This is a genomic window from uncultured Metabacillus sp. (assembly GCF_947503125.1).
Lineage (GTDB): Bacteria > Bacillota > Bacilli > Bacillales > Bacillaceae > Metabacillus.
In genome coordinates this window covers 51629-69493 of record NZ_CANNCR010000002.1, presented here as the reverse complement: position 1 = coordinate 69493, position 17865 = coordinate 51629, and the positions used below count along the sequence as shown (strand labels likewise).

Sequence of the window (17865 nt, the reverse complement as noted above, 5' to 3'; positions counted from 1 at the left end):
GAGGTGGTATTTTGTCAGGTTTAAGAAGTGTAGATCTGAACATAAAGCCATCTAAAATGAAAATCCAATTAGCAAAACCAAGTGGTACGCAGATTGGAATTAAGATTCGTAATATTGTAGACTTTAGCAATCCCTCCTTGACTTTATCATTGGGTAGATTAAATGAAATTTCATTTACTATCCCATATAAAGTTGAAAGAAGTCATGATTTAGTCGATAACGAGGTTGTTAGTCTAATAAGAAATAGATACTTACTCAAAGTACAATGGAACAATGTAATTGAATGGTTCATTATAAATGAATTAAGTGATAGCGTGGATGGAAGTTCTGAGGGGCTTGCCGTTCACGCTTTTTCTTTGGGTCATGAATTGGCCGATAAATTAATCAGTCAATTAAGTAATGAAGCACCTGTAACACCACAAACAATTTTAACTGATGCCCTCTCTCCTACTAATTGGAGCATCGGTACAATTGATGAACGCATTGTTGATAAATATCGTTCATTTGATGTTTCAGAAACTACAGTTTTAGATTTCCTCTCCACTATTGCTGATACATACGGTGCGATTCTTGTATTTGACAGTGAAAACAGAAAAATTAGCCTAGTCCACCCTGATAACTACAAGATTAATCGTGGATTTAGAATTGCATACGGTCAATATCTACAATCATTATCTAGGACATCGAACTCTGATGATATGACTACTCGATTGACTGTAACTGGCAAAGATGGATTGGGGATCAATTCTGTAAATCCAACAGGTGCAGGTTATATTGAATCATTTGCTTATTTTATGTATCCATTTGAAGCAAAAGTAGGTACGTGGAAAGACATAGAAACAAAGAAATGGAGTGAACTATAAAAATGGCTACAAATACGGAATTTGCAAATCTAAGCAAACCAAGTTTAGATGATACTCCACAGCTTACCATTCCATCTATAGCAAGCAATATGGATATTATAGATAATTATCTAGAAATTCATTCGAATGATATTGATGAATTAAACACCAAGGTTGACACCCTTTCAGACTCTAAGGTATCAGGAGCTAAAGGTGATGGAACGACAGATGATACGGTTGCACTTCAAGCTTGGCTAGATACTCCTGGTAAAAACAAGATATTGAAAAATGGTGTTTATAGAATCACTTCTGGTCTACTTTCAACTGAGGAAGGTCGAACAATTAGGACAGAAGGTGCAACTATTTTAGCTGACGGTGAGGAAATAGTTGCTCTTACTGTTACAGGAGACAATAATAAAGTTTCAGTTGAAATTGATGGAAACAATAAGGCTGCTGTAGGCGTATTAGTTTTAGATGCTTCTCTTTGTGAAGTTACGAATTGTCGTATTGAGAATCTATATCCTAAGACTCGTAGTGCTAGAGGAATTGATATCTATACATCTGGCGGTATATTTGTATCTAATAATATCGTAAGAAACGTTAACTCAATAACAAATACTACAATTGGCGATGATAAAGGTTCATCCAAAGGAATCGTTGTTCATGCTGAATCAAAAGCGACTCAACCTAATACTGTAATAGACAACTATATTGATACTATTATAGGCGAAGAAGGAGACGGAATACATTTCCTATTTTACAATAATGTGAGTTACCCATTCCTTGATTCTATGGGAACAATCAGAGGAAATACTATCAAGAATTGTAATAGAAGAGCCATTAAAGTTCAAGCAAACGATTGTGAAGTTTCCGAGAACAAACATATAAATACTCTACCACTTAGTGAATTACCTAATGCTACTGCATCAATTGGAGTTATTAATTCTAGTAATGTTGTTGTAAAAGATAATACTTTAGATGCTAAGTATTTCACTGGTATTAAAGTGGACGGATACGATGTTGAAAGATCTTCTGGTATTCGTGTTACAGGAAACACAATAAAAGGTGGACTTACTCCAGGAACTGAAACCAGAAATGAAACGGTAGGAATTTACTATAACTACATTGTTGATAGTGTTATAAGCAACAACACCATAACAGATGGAATTAAAGCTATTACAGGTGGTCGTGGAGAGAATAATGTTATTCAAGGTAATACAATTTATGGTGGAACAAGTAGCACAGGACATCTAGGTATCAATATTACAAGTACGAATACTTTGACTGTAATAAAAGACAATACTTTCCTATCAGGTACTCGTGAATTTATGATATCAAATTTAGCGCCTAAATGTATTATTGAAAATAACCATTGTCGTACTGGTAACGGTATTCAAACATCTGCTTCTTCAACAGGAAGTTATTATAAAAATAATACGTGTGCAACTGGGAAAACCATTATTTCAGGAACTACGACAGGTCAACATTTAGATGGAAATATGGCTGTGTAAATATGAATAAATTAATCATAATCACACGAGAGGAGGTAACGTTATGACAACTTGGAGAGAATTGACTTCAGAAACTATTAAATCAAGTGACTACATGTCGGATAGTTTGTGTCATGCGATTATTATTTATGAAGCATTAGTTAAATTAAATGCCGGCAGGTTCTCTTCCCTTCTCTCTAAACTTAAAAAAGAACTAGCAACTCTTACAACTAAAACAAATGAATTATTCAATTTAGATACTGAATTAAAGGCAACTCAAGATCAGATTGATGTATTAAAAGCTGCTGAAATGGATTACTCTGATTTATCGGTTAAATTAAATGTTAAACAAATTGAAGTCAACAAAAAGCAATCGGAAGTTGATAAAGTTCAGTCAGAAATTGATTTAATTAATGCAAACATCTCTGCATTGAAAAATTTATTATCCATTGAAAATAATTTCACTCCAGAACAAATACAAGAACGTAATAATTATATCATTGAGAAAACTTGGTCAGATGATAATTATTCAGAAGTACAAGAGTTATATGATGACGCAAAAGTTAAATTCGATGAGATTCGTAAACCTAAAATTAACATAGATGTTAGTTCGGTAAACTTCTTTAAAATGATTGAAGAACAAAGGAACTGGAATAGATTATATCTCGGTGATGTTGTAACAGTTAGACATCCAATGATTAACGTTAACTATGAAGTATTTGTTACTGATATGACAATTACAGATGACAGTTTAGAATTGACTATTGCTGATTTTGAAGAAGTTAGGAAAGATGAAAAACTCATTGAGATGCTTAAAGCCTCCTACTCCTCTTCTACTACAGTTGATATGAATAAATACAAGTGGAATCAGACTGTAACCGATTTAGGAGAAGTCAATGACATTATAAATAACACATGGGACGCTGCTAAAAGACGAATAACTGCTGGTGTAAATGAATCCGTAGAAATATCTAACCGTGGAATTATTATTAGAAATCCTAACTTTCCTAACGAAATTATAGTGATACAAAGTGGAGTAATTGCATTATCAGAAGATAACGGAACTACATGGAAAACGGCCATTACGCCAAAGGGTGTTTTTGCACAAAGATTAGTAGGTCAAATTATCGCAGGGGTAAATTTATCAATTATTAATGAATCTGGTAAATTTACATTCGACAAAGATGGAGCAGTTATAGAGGGGGCAAGTTTCTCAATAGTCGGTGGTCAAAATGGAATTGAGTTAGATCCTGAAACTGGACTAACAATCAATCGTTCGGATAATAAAACTAAAATTATCTTAAATGCAACGGATGGATTTAAGATTCAAAAGTATGATACTTCTACATCAACTTGGAAAGATACAGTATCTATTGATACAGACGGAAATCCATATTTTGCAGGCAAACTTAAATCCACAAATTCAGATTCATCAATTGTAATCGAAGACGATTCTTTGGTTGCTTATTACGGTGTTTATCAAACGAGTGGAAGACAATTGTTATCGATAAATGATACAGTTCCAACAATGTTTGATGGAAATCAAACTTCGCCCAGAGTTGAGGGATATGGAAAAATATATTCTCAAAGAATACAAGTTTATATTCCTGCTGCAACATATAGTACCGGAGATTATATTGAATCAACCGTCAATCTTAAAAATTTTGCAGATGTTGCTATCCAACAAGTATCAATTATCCAGTGTCAATCGATTGTAAAAGAATTTTATGCCTATGAACGAAAAGACAGTAGAGTTTTCACTGGTGGAGATTTAAAAAGTTTTGTATTACGTCTAAGTCCATATTATGGATATACCTCTCCTGGCTTTTATGCAGATGTAGATATTTTGATTGTTGGGTGGAGATAAAAATGAATTATAAAGTAGTAGAATCACAAACTATAACCATTGGAAATTCTGGTGGTGAAAGAACAGTAATTGTAATTAGAGTTAGATATTACACTGAAACTTTTGAACATATTAAGGTGTTTGAAGTTGATGTTAATTTAACCACTACGGAGATTCAAACTTTGATTGAGAATTACGGAAGAGAATTAACAAACAATGAAGAAAAAACAAGAGTAGTAGATTTAGAAGGAACGATTATTTAAGAGTAGTGGTATATCCCCTGCTCTCTTTTATTATGTAAAGGAGGTCATTAATGAAAAAAATAGTTATCTTTAACCAAAAGGTTGCCGGATACTTAACTTTACTTGGCTTTACATTGAAGAAAATTGAAAAATCTCATCACAATTCAAAAATGAATGTTTTCATATTTAATGATACTGAAGATTTAAGAAAAGCAATAAGTAATTATGACAGTTTTATAGATTTCCATAAAGGCTACATTCAGTAGTCTTTTTATCATTCATAAATAAATTATTCATACAGGAGATGTTTATAATGTTAATATTACCACAGAAAGTAAAAATTAAATGGCACGGAATGAATAAAGAGTGGTTTATAAGTAAAGGATATCCATTCACAAAGCCTATTGATAATTTTAATGGCTCTTTTTTAGTTTGAAATAAATAAGGAGGTAAACATGGGGATATTTGACTACAATAATAAAATCATAGTAAATCATCGTAAAGGAACAAGCGATGACCCTTTTGTTCAGATTAATGAATCTCACATTATTAATTCGGATGGAAAAGTTGTTTTAACTGAAATACCAGACGAATTTAATAAAGTAATTGTTACTTCCCCTGGTGTAAATTGGTATGAAATTCAAAGTGGAATACCTAAATCAAATGAATTTAAAGTTGATTATATAAATAAAATAATTACTTTTAATTCTATAAATATTGGTAAACAACTTGATTTCGAGTATTTTGGCGTTGGACTTCATTATTTGCCAACCGACATGATTTATACTGAAAGTGATAATGGAGTAGTAACCGAAACATTAAAACAATTAACAGATACTACTTCACAGGTGAAAGATGACGCTGAAGCCGCAGCTAAAAGCGCAACAAATGCAGCCAATTCAGCAAATACCGCAACTACAAATGCTCAAGCGATTGTCAATGATACGAAATTTGTTGAACCATATAATTCGACTACTACATATAAGAAAAATAATATTGTTAGTTTCAATGGAAATTCGTATATATGTAAACAAACAAGTACAAATAACGCACCTCCTGACCCTTTAGTTGCAAATGAAAATGAATTTTGGGGTTTAATCAGCAGACGGGGTACCGATGGAACAGGAACTGTCACAACCCACTCTGAAAGGTTCATTGCAACTGAGGGTCAGCGCATTTTTACTTTACAGTATACATATGACCAGTTTCAGAATCGAACAAAAGTTCGTGTTGGAGGAGTTCCGCAATCTTACCCTGAAAATTATGAAGAAACATCTTCTAAAAGTATAACTCTGTCAACAGGAGTTCCGGCAGGTACTGAAGTAGTTATTGATTACTTTTCAGAATCTATTCCCTTGCAATCTGATATTCAAACTACAGTTGATAATCACACACTTGAAATCACAAGATTATCAAGACACACTATTTTCACAGAGGAATTTACGGCAACTGCAAATCAGTCACTCTTTACACTTCAAAATACTTATGATCAATTTCAGAATAGAATTGAGGTTTCAATTGACGGTGTACTTCAAGATTCTGGCACAAATTATACTGAGAGTGCAAATAATGCTATTACTCTCTCAGAGGGTGTTCCGGCAGGAACTAAAGTAAAAGTGAAGTATTTCAGTTTGACCACTCCTGTTACAACTGATGTTGAAGCAACTTTAAGTACACACTCTTCACAATTATCGAAAAACACTAACAATGTTAACAGCCGGGAAATAAATGTAAAGTATCCCCCTTCCCCACTCTTAGGACTAATTGGAAATTATGATTCGGGAGATACTACAAAACTTCAAGCGATTGTAAATTACGCTAACAGTGGTGATACTTTACTCTTTCCAAGGGATAACTACTTATTGTCTAAAGTATCGTGGACTGATAAGACGTTATACATAAAAGGCGATGGAGTAAAATTTAAACAAAACGCTAACGATTACATCTTTAGTGCAAAAGGCGGATGGGATTTCATCCAAACAGTTACGTCCGTTTCTGGAAGTACAATTACATTATCTGCTGCACAAACATTAAAAGCCGGAGATATTGTAAAACTTGTATCAGATGACCAACTATATGGTTGTGATGTAGGTGAGAAACAAGGTGAATTTCTTACGGTTAAGTCACAAACAGGTTCTACGGTTGAAGTTACTGGAACTATTAGAAATACCTATGCCACCAATGTAAGACTCGCTAAGTTAAAAAATGTATCATTCGGTATTATGGGCGATATGGTCTTTACCTCTGATACAGTTAGAGCCGAAGCAGAAACTTGGAATGGAAGTTACTTAAATGTAAATTCATGTAGAGATGTAAAGATAAAAGGTATTTCGTGTGAACTTGGATACAGCTCATTCATTACTATAGAGTCCTGCTTCAACTACGATATATCTGGTATTATAGCGCAGAATTTAATAAATGACCCTACTAAACTAAGATGGGGTTATGGTATTAATGATAAAGCGTCTGATGGTGGTAAAGTACGTAATAGCACATTTATTAACTGTCGTCACGGATATACAACTAACGGAGATACAGTAGTAGCAAACAGTTCTTCAATTGAAAAGTATGGAGAACCTTCAAATATTGTTATTCAAAACTGTCGCTCTTATGGAAGTAGTAATGCAGGATTTGATACTCACCCTGAAGGATACAACATCATGTTTGTTGATTGTATTGGTGTGGGAGATTATCAAGGAGCCGATGCAGTAGGCGCTGGATTCCAGACACGTTGTAAAAAAGTAACCTATATTAATTGTACCGCAATACAAACGAAGGTTGGATTTAAAACAGGTGGAAACGTATCTTATGATGTCGACAATACGAAAATAATAAACTGTAATGTGATAGATCCAGGAGCAGTAGCACTAGATATTTACAGAGGTACAACTGTAGAAGGTGGAATTTTCGAATGTCTTGCCGGAAACTTAGCCAATCTTCAAGCCAACACTAGAATAAAAGGTGCTAAATTCAATTTTTCAACTTCTGGAAGTTATAGATATTTATTTGATGTGGCTAATAACGCTGAGTTGAATTTAAAAGATATAGAAGCAGACTTCACAGGTTCGACTGGTACACAAATAAGACTTCTTAGAGTTGGTTCAGCATCAACTGGATCAATAGTGAGAATGTCTGATATTAATGTGAAAGGTTTGACCTCTGGTGTAACTGATAAACTTACTGCAAATGATGCTAACATCACAGAAATCTATGTAGATAAAGTTAACGTAAATCTCGATTCGGTTACTAATGGTCACACATCTAAATATGCAGGTAGAACAAGTTCAGGAGCTCCTACCCTACTCCCTCGATTTATTGGCGAAGAAGTATTAGATACTACTAATAATAATTTCTATAAAGCTTATGGTACAACAACTACATCGTGGAAGTTAATATCGTAATTAAACACAAATAAATTATTCATTAAAATAATGGTTTTATTTAAATTTCATAGTTGAAAATTGAAGCATACGGAAGAATTAGTGAGAAAATAAAAGTTCTGACAATTTGATATTTTTAAAGATAAATATTAAAAATTTTGTTTTTCAGAGACTCCCCTTCTCTTTCGGAGTCTCTTTCTATTTTTCCACGTAAAGGAGGAAAAAATTTGAGTTTAAAGAGAATTTCTGAACATATGATTGATCAGGCATTCGTTCAGAAAGTAAATGATCATGGTCAAGAATTAATTACAGTTAATACGCAATTGGCTGAAAAAGCGTCAATGACATATGTGGATGATGAAATAGCAAAAAAAGCTAATGGTGCACCAAAAGGTGTATATACAACAGTGACAGCTCTACAAAACGCTTTCCCAACAGGAGATTTAAATAATTACTTGGTTACAGGTAATGTAAAAGAAGTAGCAAGTTTAACTATATCGGCTGCTCCTACTGCATCGGGAAATGTGACAGTCACGCTTGACGGATTGGATACAAATATTGCAGTTACTAAAGGCGTTGCGGAAGTTGTAAGTTTAACTATATCGGCTGTACCAACTACCGCAGGGAACGTAACTGTAACACTTAATGGAGTAGCTACAAATATTGCAGTTGATCCTGCTACGGATACGACAACGGATACAGTCGCTACTAAAATACGAAATACTGCTTTTTCAGAATGGACAACAGGTGGAACAGGTTCGACCATTACATTTACTGCTAATAGTGTTGGAGTTAAAACAGACTCTACCTACAGCGCAGGAACAACAGGCGCTTCTGGTACAATGTCAACAACTACTCAAGGTGTAGATGCTGATACTGCTACAACTGTTGCCACAAAAATTAGAGGTACTGCTTTTTCTGGATGGACTACTGGCGGAACCGGTACAAATGTAACCTTTACTGCAACAACAGCAGGTACAAAAACAGATTCTACCTATAGCGCAGGGAGTACTGGTGCTACTGGAACCATGAGCACTGCTACTCAAGGCGTTAACGCTGATGGACAATGGTATTACTGGAATGGTTCAGCATGGGCAGCAGGAGGATTGTATCAAGCAACAGGAATTGCTGATAATAGTGTTGATTCTGCGAAGGTAGTTAGAAAATCATTAGGGTTAGAAAAACTATCTGATTTAGTATTTGAATTTTTAGGAGATGAAGTCTATACAAACCAAACAGATTTAACAAGACCTCATTACTACGGTCTAAGTTTTGATACAGATGGGTTATCACTACCTGATAATGCTGATATAGAATTTGAATTAGACTTTATTACGGAAGATAATAATGTGTCTTTTATACATGCTAGATTATTTATGAATAATGATAGTAATGCCACAGCAACCACAGGAGGAATAATCAACACAGCTTCCAACGGTAGAACAAGCGTTTTAATAAATGAAGTAAATAAATTTAATGTAAAATATTCAACAAAATACTCGACAGCATATCGGTATGTGAAGCCATATCTTTGCTTAGAACTAATTGACAATACACAATTTACAACCTTCTACGTAACTAATATTAAGTGTAAGGTCAATGGTGTTGATTTAGTGTTAGTTGAAAAAAAATTACTTCAAGCATCTATTGAGGCTTATATTGTACAAAAAACAAAACAATTTGATTGGCAATTATCCCAAAAAAAGGATTTGAAAGATATAACTGCAGCAAAACTTGCTGATGGAGTGATAGAAAATCTATATAGTCCTCCTGGGGAAAATTTATTTAATCCTAATAATGCAACTAATGGTAAATATTTAGACAATTACGATGTAGAACAAACACTCTCCTCATATTCTTACTCGGATTATATACCTGTCACACCGGGAGAAACATATGAGCATTATGCGGTTAGTAATACAGGTGCAACAAAATTTCTTTACGAAGGATGTTATTACGATTCTAATAATGTTTTGGTTGGAGCGTTTCAAAATATTCAACTTCCCCAATTATGGACAGCTCCAGAAGGCGTATACAAGGTAAGAATAAACACCGCAGTTGATCAACAAGGAGTAACTTATTTTAAAAAGCACGGGGAAAGAAAGAATTTATCGTGGTTAACTGTTAATAATGATAACTATGAAGATAAAAGTATAACTAAAGAAAAACTTGCTGATGGAGTGATTCCTGTACTATTAAGTAGATGGAACGGCAAAAAAGCAAACTTTTTAGGGGATAGCATCACGGCAGGTCTTTATTATAATGGAAGTGGTTACAGCACAGCAAAACAGTATCATCAATGGTTAAAAGATTTATTAGGATTGTCGGTTGCAAGAAATTATGGGTCTAGTGGCACTCATATATCTGGAGCTTATACGTCAGATGGATCAAGTGACCCTACAAAAAGTTTTACAGCAAGATATACTTCAATGGACAATGATGCTGATTTAATTGTTGTGTTCGGAGGAACAAATGACTATGGTCATGCAACAACAGCACCGTTCGGCACAATGACTGACCGAACAGATATAAGTTTTTATGGTGCTTTGCATTACCTAATGGGTGAGCTAACAAAAAAATATTTAGGAAAAACAATTGTATTCATGACACCTCTCCACAGGGACAATGAAACAAATGCCAACACAACAACAGGTAAAACATTAAAAGACTATGTAAATGCAATAAAAGAAGTAGCGGAATACTATGGCATTCATGTTATTGACACATATAAAATTGGAGGTATGTCTACCGTTATTCCAGAAATAAAAACTACCTATATTAATGACGGGCTACATCCAAATGAAGCGGGTCATGAATTCTTAGGTAATAGACTAGCTCCTATTTTTAACGTACTTTGATGCACATCTGGATCAAATTCCGACATAAGCAAGTTAAGATAAAATTCAAATTTTCTAGAGAGATTGATATTCAGTCTCTCTTTTTTTAATGTAAAAATTTACAAAATCAAGGAGGAATTTGTAATGACATTTAAAGTTGCTGGTTGCGCAGGTCATGGTGGAAACAATTCAACTCCAGGTAAGAGAGATCCAGATGGAATTTATGAATGGAATTATAATAACAAAGTAATTCTTGCATTTGAAAATGAATTAAAAAAATACGAAGGTGTTGAATTCAAGCGTTTTGATGATCGTTCAGGAAAAACAGACGTGTCATTAAGTAAGCGTGTAAATGGTGCAAATGCTTGGGGCGCAGATGTTTATATATCATTCCATAAAAATGCTAACACAGGTAAATGGGGTTCTTGGGGTGGAACGGAAACTTTCCAATATTCAGGATCTAAAAACAGTGAAAGATTGGCAGCACTTGTTCACCCTGCTCAACTTGAAGCTTATGGATTAAGAAATCGTGGAATCAAAAGTGGAAATCATCTTTATATTCTTAAACATACAAACATGCCTTCTATTCTATTGGAAGGAGCATTTATGGATTCAACTACAGATATTAAGAAGCTTCGAGATGATCAAGTATTAGATAATGCAGGTAGATTAGTTGCTCAAGCAGTTGCAAAATATGCAGGATTAAAACTTAAAGAAACTGCTAAGCCAGTTGTGAAACCTGTCTCCCCTACCCCTTCTCCTAAGAAAGAAGAATCGGTTCAAATTTTAACAGGTGGATTGAGTCCAGAATCAGTTGAATTAGTAACCGAATATTTCATCGATAAGAATTGGTGGTTCGAAATTCAAGGTGCAAAAGATCAAAACCCTCGTGCCCTAAGTGGAGGACTACAAGGAAAAGCACTAGAAGAATACAAGGCTTGGTTGGATGCTAAAGGTTGGTATTACGAAATCATTAAAAAGTAAATTAATCGTATTCAAATAAAACTAATATTTCACTTGAATTAAAACAGCAAAAAAGACAATCTACAAGGTTCGAAAATTGATAGATTGTCTTTTTATGTATCATGATAGGATACATATTAATCCTATCACACTTTTTAGAACTTTACAACTAAATTATACAAGGTAGGGTTGAGTAAATATGGATAATTCTGAAGTGTTTAAAGTTGAAATTGAAAATCTCAAAGAGGACATCAAAGAAATGAAAGAAGACCGTAAAGTAATGATGGAAACTCAGCAGTCAATGAGCAATAGTTTGGTTAGACTCACAACTCTTATGGAAAAGAATGACGAAAGACTCGAGCAGCAAGATAAGAAAATCGATGAGCACCATGTTAGCATTAATGGACAAATTGAAGGTTTAAGATCTGATATGAGTAAGGAACGTGAAACAAATATAAAGTGGTATCAAACATTCATGGATAACAATTTCGGTAAAGTTGTTAAAGTTCTGATCATTGTTGTATTACTTATGACAGGTATGAAACTAGCTGGAGCAGATATATCTCATTTGATTAAAGGTTTATAAGAATAAATTTAATATAATTAGGAGGAATACATAGTGGAGATTATTTTTAATTCTGTAACAGAAGCCACTGTACAAATTTTAGTTGTTATTATCGGAGCATTGGCTTCACTTGCTCTAAATAAAGTTAAGAATTACTTTGAAACTTTGAAGAAGAAGGATGAAATGGGAATGATCAATCTCATTACTGACATTGCTGTTGAATATGCAGAAAAAGAATTGACTGGTGCAGCAGGAAAAGAAAAGCGTGACTTTGCTATAGATAAGGCTATTTCTATTTTAGCTGACAAAGGAATTAAAGTTTCTAGAGATGAAGTTATCGCTGGAATTGAAAATGGAGTTAACAAATTAAAGAATAAATAATTATCCAGGGAGAGAACTACCTCTCCCCTCCTCTACTTGATGCAAAACCAATGGTGTGGTGGAGGAATTTCGCGTTAAAATTAATATGAGTTAAGAAAAGATAATTTATACACTTAAAATAAAATGCAAGTTTTATTGAGATTTTTACAGTATACCCCTCTATCATTACTCAATAAACCATTGCTATTATTGAATTTCTAACACTGTAGTATAGGGGGTATATTTGAAAAGCTTCAAAAATTACATAAATAAATTTATTTTGAGACTCCTCTGCTCTTTTTGGAGTCTTTTTTTATTCCTGAATTAAGGAGGAAATTTAAATTGTCAATTAATAAAATAGATAGTCAGTTCGTTGAAAATAAATCAAATGGTAAGTCAGTACGTGATGAGATAAATGAAGTTAATGCGCAATTGGCACAAACTTCGAAGCGAATAACACAAGTAACATATACGATGTTCGGCGCTCCGTTGAACGGCATAGATGATGATACACCTTATGTAGTTGCATGTCATGAATATGCAAATGCTAACAATCTAAGTGTTAGGCAAAACACTGGTACACTTTATTTGAAAACAGCTAGTAATATTGTTGTTAAAACAAGTTTAGATTTAACAGGATGTACAATTAAGATTGACCAAAATCTAAGCAACAGAACGATCTATAAAGTAATGAGTGATTTTAACGAGGAAACAATCACTATAACATCTCAGTTAAAAAGCGAATTAATCGAGAATATTACAACTATTCCATCACTTTCTTCTAGGAAATTTTCTATTTTCAAAATTACATGTGATGATTTGTTTGCGAATAGAAGTGGAGAAGATGCTCCGTATACTAAAAGTGAATCATTTACTATTTTGACTAATGGTGTTTTAGTTGACGGTGGATTGATTTTTGGTTACACGACAGCAACTAATCCCATCCTTAAAGCAAGAAGCATACAAGACAAACCTATTCAAATAAAGGGCAGTAATATTACAATTAATACAACTGATAATACAAAAATCCCAAAATTGTTTTATGTTAGTCGTAGTAATGTGGAGATATCGGGCTTTAATATTTTTATAGAAAGCATGCCTATAAACACTGACACATCTGGAATTAGGATATTTAAAGATAATATATTCCACATTGATTTAAGTTACAACGTAACTATTAAAGATTTCGGTGGCGAAGGGATTACAGCACAAGAACAAAATTCATCTGTAACACCTCAAACTGGTGGAGTTATATCTGTGAACTATTCATCATACGTGAATATGTATCGCCTCAACATGTTGAGAGGACATGGTTGTATAGGTAGTGGATGGGTAAAGAAAATCACTGTATCTGATAGCTTATTGAACCGAATTGATTGTCACTATGTCCATAGGGGGTTCACTATTTCTAACGTTGAGATTATCGGTAACAATGGTGGATTGATGGTCGGTTGGGGCAAAGGTACTTGGAATGTCACTAACCTTAGAACACAACATGCAAATACTTCTAATATTGGTGGCGCTTCAGTCATGTCACTTAGAAATGATGTTGGCAATATATTTGAAGGAACTATTAACTTAGATGGTGCAGAAGTTACTGTGAGTGAAAATATAAGTTCTTTTAACTTATGTTCTGCTTATCTTGTTAGCGATTATGATTATGCGTGTCCATTACCGCATAATATGCCTAGAGTTATTATGAAAAACGTCAATGTTTACACAAAGCATAATACAACCGTTTATGGTTTATCTTTACAAATAGGCGGAACGTATTATGCAAGCCACAAAATAAAATTGAATGAAATTGAACTTTCTAATATCAGGCATTTTAAAGAAAATGTTTCTGCGACGTTGACTTCATTTTATGTTCGCGTTTTGAATGACAGTGTTTCTGGAAAAGCTACGTTGAAATTTAATAATTCGAGTGAAGGAATAACTTTAGAAAGTTTACGTTTAGGAAATTACACCTTGACTCTAATCGATGAGAGAACCACTAAAACAGAGCTTTTTGATGTGCAATTGAATAACGTTGAGCAAAAAATTAATCTAAGTGGTGGTTATGCTACTCTAAAAGGAGAACAAAGTAAAATTTATGCTACAGTTGCAAATAGTGGAACGTTTAATTCAGTTAATTTATCTAATTGTGAAGTGGAAGAAATTACTTCACTAAAAGACATTACAGCCGATGGATGCCTTTTTAATAAGTTAACTAACAGTATTATTACGGCAAAAGTTAAAAATTCCACTATTAACAGTAGTCATTTAACATCATCAGGAGTTACAACTTATGCAGAATTTGATAATTGCACTATTACTCCCGCAGTTCAAAGTTCTCAAAGTCAATTAAAGTTAACAAACGCTGTTTTAAGAAACAATATAATAAAATCAAATGGAGCAAACCCAGTGTATGCACCTACTAGCTGGTTCAATGCAAACTGTTTGTTTTTGAGTAACATTGTTCAGGGTGCGGTGGTGAGTGTTGCTGATACGAATAATCTATATAAATATATCGGAACGTCTTATCAAACACCTTCTTAATAGACAATCGGATAAAATTCCGCAATAAACAATATTAATTAAAACATGGTTTTTATTGAGATTTGAGAAGTCATTTATTGGCTTCTCTTTTTTATTTTAAACAAGGAGATGAAAATCAATGACAAAATCTAATTACTTCTTCTGTTACAACCAAAAAGTATCACAATTTCTAAAATCAAGAAACGTTTTCTTTATCACAGTGGCAAGAGACATGAACACTGGTAAAATATTTAGCCTTTATGAGGTCAATGAATCTTTGCAAAAAGCACTAGATGAATACAAACAAATTAATCGTTAATATTAAATTCGGAGGAATAAATTATGAAAATCGAAAAATTAAAATCAGGTCAAACATTTAAAAATTATAAAGAATTATGTGTTGAATTAGGAATGGAAATTAAAAAAAGTAAGAATTCAAGAGAGGCACAATTAAAGGAAATATCTAGATATTGTAAATATAGCAAGATGGGACATAAATTTTTTATAGAAGAAGTCTATAAAACTCCCCTTCCTAAAATTGAAAATCGTGGTAAGAACTCTATATACGGAAATCTCATACAGTTATTAATTACTGATTTACTTGCACAATGTAAAGGCCATATTTCAATTAGTAGAAGTAAATTAATGTTAACAATCGGAATGGTAAATTGTAATTATAGTGAATGTAGAGAACTTATTCAAAATTTATCAAAGTATACTGAAATTGAAGAAAAAGTCATTTATGACTTTTATAATACAAGTACGAGCAGCTTTAAAAGTATAATTGAAACTTCATTAAACTCCCTCATGGATAAACGTGTAATCATGTACAATAAAATCATCAAAGTCTCCGATAAAGATACTTATTCCACAAGAACCGCAAGTCCAGATGAACTAAAATTGATAATGGAAATTGAGAAAAGTGTACTTGAAGAATTGGGATATAAAACAATGTCCTCTGTCCGTGTTTCTAAGGATTGGAGAAAATTCAGAAATAAGACCAAGATCCATTTACAGGATAGTAGTGATATTGATTTTTACTTTACTGCATATGACATTACAATCAATGAGAAATACATAGTTGAAGAGCGAAATGAGTTAGTAAACTTACTTTTGGAACAGGTTAAACGTAAAGAATCTAAAGAAGAATTAAATCAATTAGTATATTCCAACCTATTGATCAATGCACAAAACAGGCATGAAAATGCATTTACATCTAGAAAAATGGGTAAGGTTAGGCTTTCAAGCTCATATGTAGAAAATTTTCAACAATTAGCAGATTTATTAATAGATATTAATACTCCAAATTTATTGTATCAGATTAGAAATGTGAAATTAGAAGAAGATATTTTTGCTCCTGAATTAATTGATGAATTAGATAAGTTATTTGCTTAATTAAAAAAGTACCATTTCTCTCTCCTAATATATAAACCTAATTATACTAGTAGATAAAAATGGTACTTTTTTTTGAAGTTATCTAAAAGTCTATGTGCAATGGGGTTTGGGGAAATGCAAGGTGAAGTTTACGTTCTTTGTAAACTGAGCTTTCCCCAAGGTTTTAAGTTATCAAGAGCCTACCGCACATTTAAGACTAAGAACAAGTGCGTCTTAAATGCTTGGTCAAGCGTCTAAACTACGTTTATCCACTTGGAATATAAATAATTAACCTCTCCCCTTCTCATTTCATTTGAATTTAAGTCCCCCATTCTCCCTCCCTGTACTTCGCTAAAGTGGGGAGGAAGTAGCTTGTCCAATTAAGCAACCTTAACAACCACTTTAAATTGTAAATGCTTAAGGTCACGTTTCTCCAGGTAGTCCTCTAGCAGTTTTGGTAGCGTATTTAACTCACTATACCGGTACCTTCCGGGTCACCGCCTTGAATCATAAAACCAGGAATCACTCGATGAAAAATCACCCCATCATAAAACCCTGATTGTGCCAGACTAATAAAATTATTAACTGTGTTTGGAGCAATATTCGGGTACAATTCAACCTTAATGATCTGATTGCTTTCCATTGTAATTGTGGCAACGGGGTTTTTCTCTATCTTTTGTTCAGACTTATTAGTTTCGGAATCACCTGTTTGCACGTCTCCCGATGCACCACAGCCTCCTGCTAGTAAGGTAAAAACGCAAATTAGTAAAATTCCGACAAGCTGAAAACGATTCATAATGACTTACTCCCTTTCTGTTGTAAACATCCATTCATTGTTTCGACAAGAATTGGTGAAATCCTTCATTTTTCACACACACTTCATTCCTTTATTATTATCCCTGTTCCTATGTTACCTAAAAGTACACGTGATGATAAAAGGTGGTGTCTAACATGTCTCGATTAGAATTAAAAGATCTTTTGAAGGATTATTATCCATTTACCCTATTAACCGACTATCAGCTTCAGGAAATGACTTATAAGGCAAAAGTTGACCAATTGATCAAAATGGAACAAATATAATGAAAGGGGCTGTTAAAAAACAGCCCCTTTCATTATATTTGTTTAAATACAGCAGCTTTTGTTTCAATCTCTCCAAGTTGAAGATTTGTAATATGTGAAAATGCATATACACATCCATAACCATCTATATCAAATAACGTCATTTCCATAAAGTCAACTGGAAGCTCGTGTAAATGCTTCAAAATGAGTTCATTTTCCGATCTGTGAAGAAGGTCTCCCTCCTGTAAATAATGTACAAAAGGATTGGTTTCAAGAAGATTTTCTGAAGGAATGTTTACAAATTTCATTTAAAAGCACCTCACATTTCTTTTTCTATCTTTTCTGTATTTTCTGATTATTTATATCATACACAATTACCTAATATTTGAA

16 protein-coding genes are annotated in these 17865 nt (G+C 33.4%); 14 read left to right on the top strand and 2 right to left on the bottom strand.

All coding sequences use genetic code 11. From position 1 onward, the window contains the following. Nucleotides 1-11 precede the first annotated feature (11 nt). The 13 genes from Q1B07_RS01950 (at nt 12) to Q1B07_RS01890 (ending at nt 16437) form a co-directional block, all read left to right on the top strand. Nucleotides 12-863 carry a phage tail spike protein gene (locus Q1B07_RS01950; protein WP_299831187.1) on the top strand — a complete coding sequence of 284 codons (852 nt, stop codon included), beginning with the start codon at nt 12-14 and terminating at the stop codon, nt 861-863. Between the two features lie 2 nt (nt 864-865). Further along, entirely contained in the window at nt 866-2353 is a 1488-nt protein-coding gene (locus tag Q1B07_RS01945) for a right-handed parallel beta-helix repeat-containing protein (protein ID WP_299831184.1), read from the top strand. Nucleotides 2354-2396: 43 nt separating this feature from the next. Continuing rightward, nucleotides 2397-4199 carry a hypothetical protein gene (locus Q1B07_RS01940; protein WP_299831181.1) on the top strand — a complete coding sequence of 601 codons (1803 nt, stop codon included), beginning with the start codon at nt 2397-2399 and terminating at the stop codon, nt 4197-4199. 2 nt (nt 4200-4201) lie between these two features. Beyond that, the gene (locus tag Q1B07_RS01935) at nt 4202-4441 is read left to right on the top strand and encodes a hypothetical protein (protein ID WP_299831178.1); all 240 of its coding nucleotides are present in this window, start codon (nt 4202-4204) and stop codon (nt 4439-4441) included. Between the two features lie 50 nt (nt 4442-4491). Further along, a complete protein-coding gene (locus tag Q1B07_RS01930) occupies nt 4492-4686 on the top strand; it encodes a DUF5659 domain-containing protein (protein WP_299831176.1) in 195 nt (64 codons plus the stop codon). A 189-nt stretch (nt 4687-4875) separates the two neighbouring features. Beyond that, nucleotides 4876-7821 carry a hypothetical protein gene (locus tag Q1B07_RS01925; RefSeq protein WP_299831173.1) on the top strand — a complete coding sequence of 982 codons (2946 nt, stop codon included), beginning with the start codon at nt 4876-4878 and terminating at the stop codon, nt 7819-7821. A 206-nt stretch (nt 7822-8027) separates the two neighbouring features. Next, nucleotides 8028-10658 carry a GDSL-type esterase/lipase family protein gene (locus Q1B07_RS01920; protein WP_299831170.1) on the top strand — a complete coding sequence of 877 codons (2631 nt, stop codon included), beginning with the start codon at nt 8028-8030 and terminating at the stop codon, nt 10656-10658. A 123-nt stretch (nt 10659-10781) separates the two neighbouring features. After that, nucleotides 10782-11621, top strand: a complete 840-nt coding sequence (locus Q1B07_RS01915; protein ID WP_299831168.1) for an N-acetylmuramoyl-L-alanine amidase — start codon at nt 10782-10784, stop codon at nt 11619-11621. A gap of 178 nt (nt 11622-11799) precedes the next feature. Continuing rightward, the gene (locus Q1B07_RS01910) at nt 11800-12186 is read left to right on the top strand and encodes a hypothetical protein (RefSeq protein ID WP_299831165.1); all 387 of its coding nucleotides are present in this window, start codon (nt 11800-11802) and stop codon (nt 12184-12186) included. Between the two features lie 33 nt (nt 12187-12219). Then, nucleotides 12220-12546, top strand: coding sequence for a phage holin, LLH family (locus Q1B07_RS01905; protein ID WP_299831162.1), 327 nt, complete (start codon nt 12220-12222; stop codon nt 12544-12546). Nucleotides 12547-12867: 321 nt separating this feature from the next. Then, nucleotides 12868-15063 carry a hypothetical protein gene (locus Q1B07_RS01900; RefSeq protein WP_299831159.1) on the top strand — a complete coding sequence of 732 codons (2196 nt, stop codon included), beginning with the start codon at nt 12868-12870 and terminating at the stop codon, nt 15061-15063. Between the two features lie 118 nt (nt 15064-15181). Next, nucleotides 15182-15361: a hypothetical protein gene (locus Q1B07_RS01895; protein WP_299831156.1), complete on the top strand. Its 180-nt coding sequence runs from the start codon at nt 15182-15184 to the stop codon at nt 15359-15361. Between the two features lie 23 nt (nt 15362-15384). Then, on the top strand, nt 15385-16437 hold the full coding sequence (locus Q1B07_RS01890) for a hypothetical protein (protein WP_299831153.1): 1053 nt from the start codon (nt 15385-15387) through the stop codon (nt 16435-16437). A gap of 445 nt (nt 16438-16882) precedes the next feature. Here the strand turns inward: Q1B07_RS01890 and Q1B07_RS01885 are convergent, their stop codons facing one another. Then, nucleotides 16883-17212, bottom strand: coding sequence for a peptidylprolyl isomerase (locus tag Q1B07_RS01885; RefSeq protein WP_366945115.1), 330 nt, complete (start codon nt 17210-17212; stop codon nt 16883-16885). Between the two features lie 155 nt (nt 17213-17367). Here Q1B07_RS01885 and Q1B07_RS01880 point away from each other — a divergent pair, with 155 nt between their 5' ends. After that, nucleotides 17368-17496, top strand: coding sequence for a hypothetical protein (locus Q1B07_RS01880; RefSeq protein WP_299088476.1), 129 nt, complete (start codon nt 17368-17370; stop codon nt 17494-17496). Between the two features lie 32 nt (nt 17497-17528). On the opposite strand, the gene Q1B07_RS01875 is transcribed toward Q1B07_RS01880, so the two are convergent. Further along, complete coding sequence (locus tag Q1B07_RS01875) at nt 17529-17783, bottom strand: hypothetical protein (protein WP_299088477.1); 255 nt, start codon at nt 17781-17783, stop codon at nt 17529-17531. Nucleotides 17784-17865 lie beyond the last annotated feature (82 nt).

Excerpts from the sequence above, each read along its gene's own strand:
- Q1B07_RS01910 (WP_299831165.1), top strand. The coding sequence starts at position 11,800 with ATGGATAATTCTGAAGTGTTTAAAGTTGAAATTGAAAATCTCAAAGAG.
- Q1B07_RS01895 (WP_299831156.1), top strand. The coding sequence starts at position 15,182 with ATGACAAAATCTAATTACTTCTTCTGTTACAACCAAAAAGTATCACAA.
- Q1B07_RS01930 (WP_299831176.1), top strand. The coding sequence starts at position 4,492 with ATGAAAAAAATAGTTATCTTTAACCAAAAGGTTGCCGGATACTTAACT.
- Q1B07_RS01880 (WP_299088476.1), top strand. The coding sequence starts at position 17,368 with ATGTCTCGATTAGAATTAAAAGATCTTTTGAAGGATTATTATCCATTT.
- Q1B07_RS01925 (WP_299831173.1), top strand. The coding sequence starts at position 4,876 with ATGGGGATATTTGACTACAATAATAAAATCATAGTAAATCATCGTAAA.
- Q1B07_RS01875 (WP_299088477.1), bottom strand. The coding sequence starts at position 17,783 with ATGAAATTTGTAAACATTCCTTCAGAAAATCTTCTTGAAACCAATCCT.
- Q1B07_RS01945 (WP_299831184.1), top strand. The coding sequence starts at position 866 with ATGGCTACAAATACGGAATTTGCAAATCTAAGCAAACCAAGTTTAGAT.
- Q1B07_RS01885 (WP_366945115.1), bottom strand. The coding sequence starts at position 17,212 with ATGAATCGTTTTCAGCTTGTCGGAATTTTACTAATTTGCGTTTTTACC.
- Q1B07_RS01890 (WP_299831153.1), top strand. The coding sequence starts at position 15,385 with ATGAAAATCGAAAAATTAAAATCAGGTCAAACATTTAAAAATTATAAA.
- Q1B07_RS01940 (WP_299831181.1), top strand. The coding sequence starts at position 2,397 with ATGACAACTTGGAGAGAATTGACTTCAGAAACTATTAAATCAAGTGAC.
- Q1B07_RS01935 (WP_299831178.1), top strand. The coding sequence starts at position 4,202 with ATGAATTATAAAGTAGTAGAATCACAAACTATAACCATTGGAAATTCT.
- Q1B07_RS01915 (WP_299831168.1), top strand. The coding sequence starts at position 10,782 with ATGACATTTAAAGTTGCTGGTTGCGCAGGTCATGGTGGAAACAATTCA.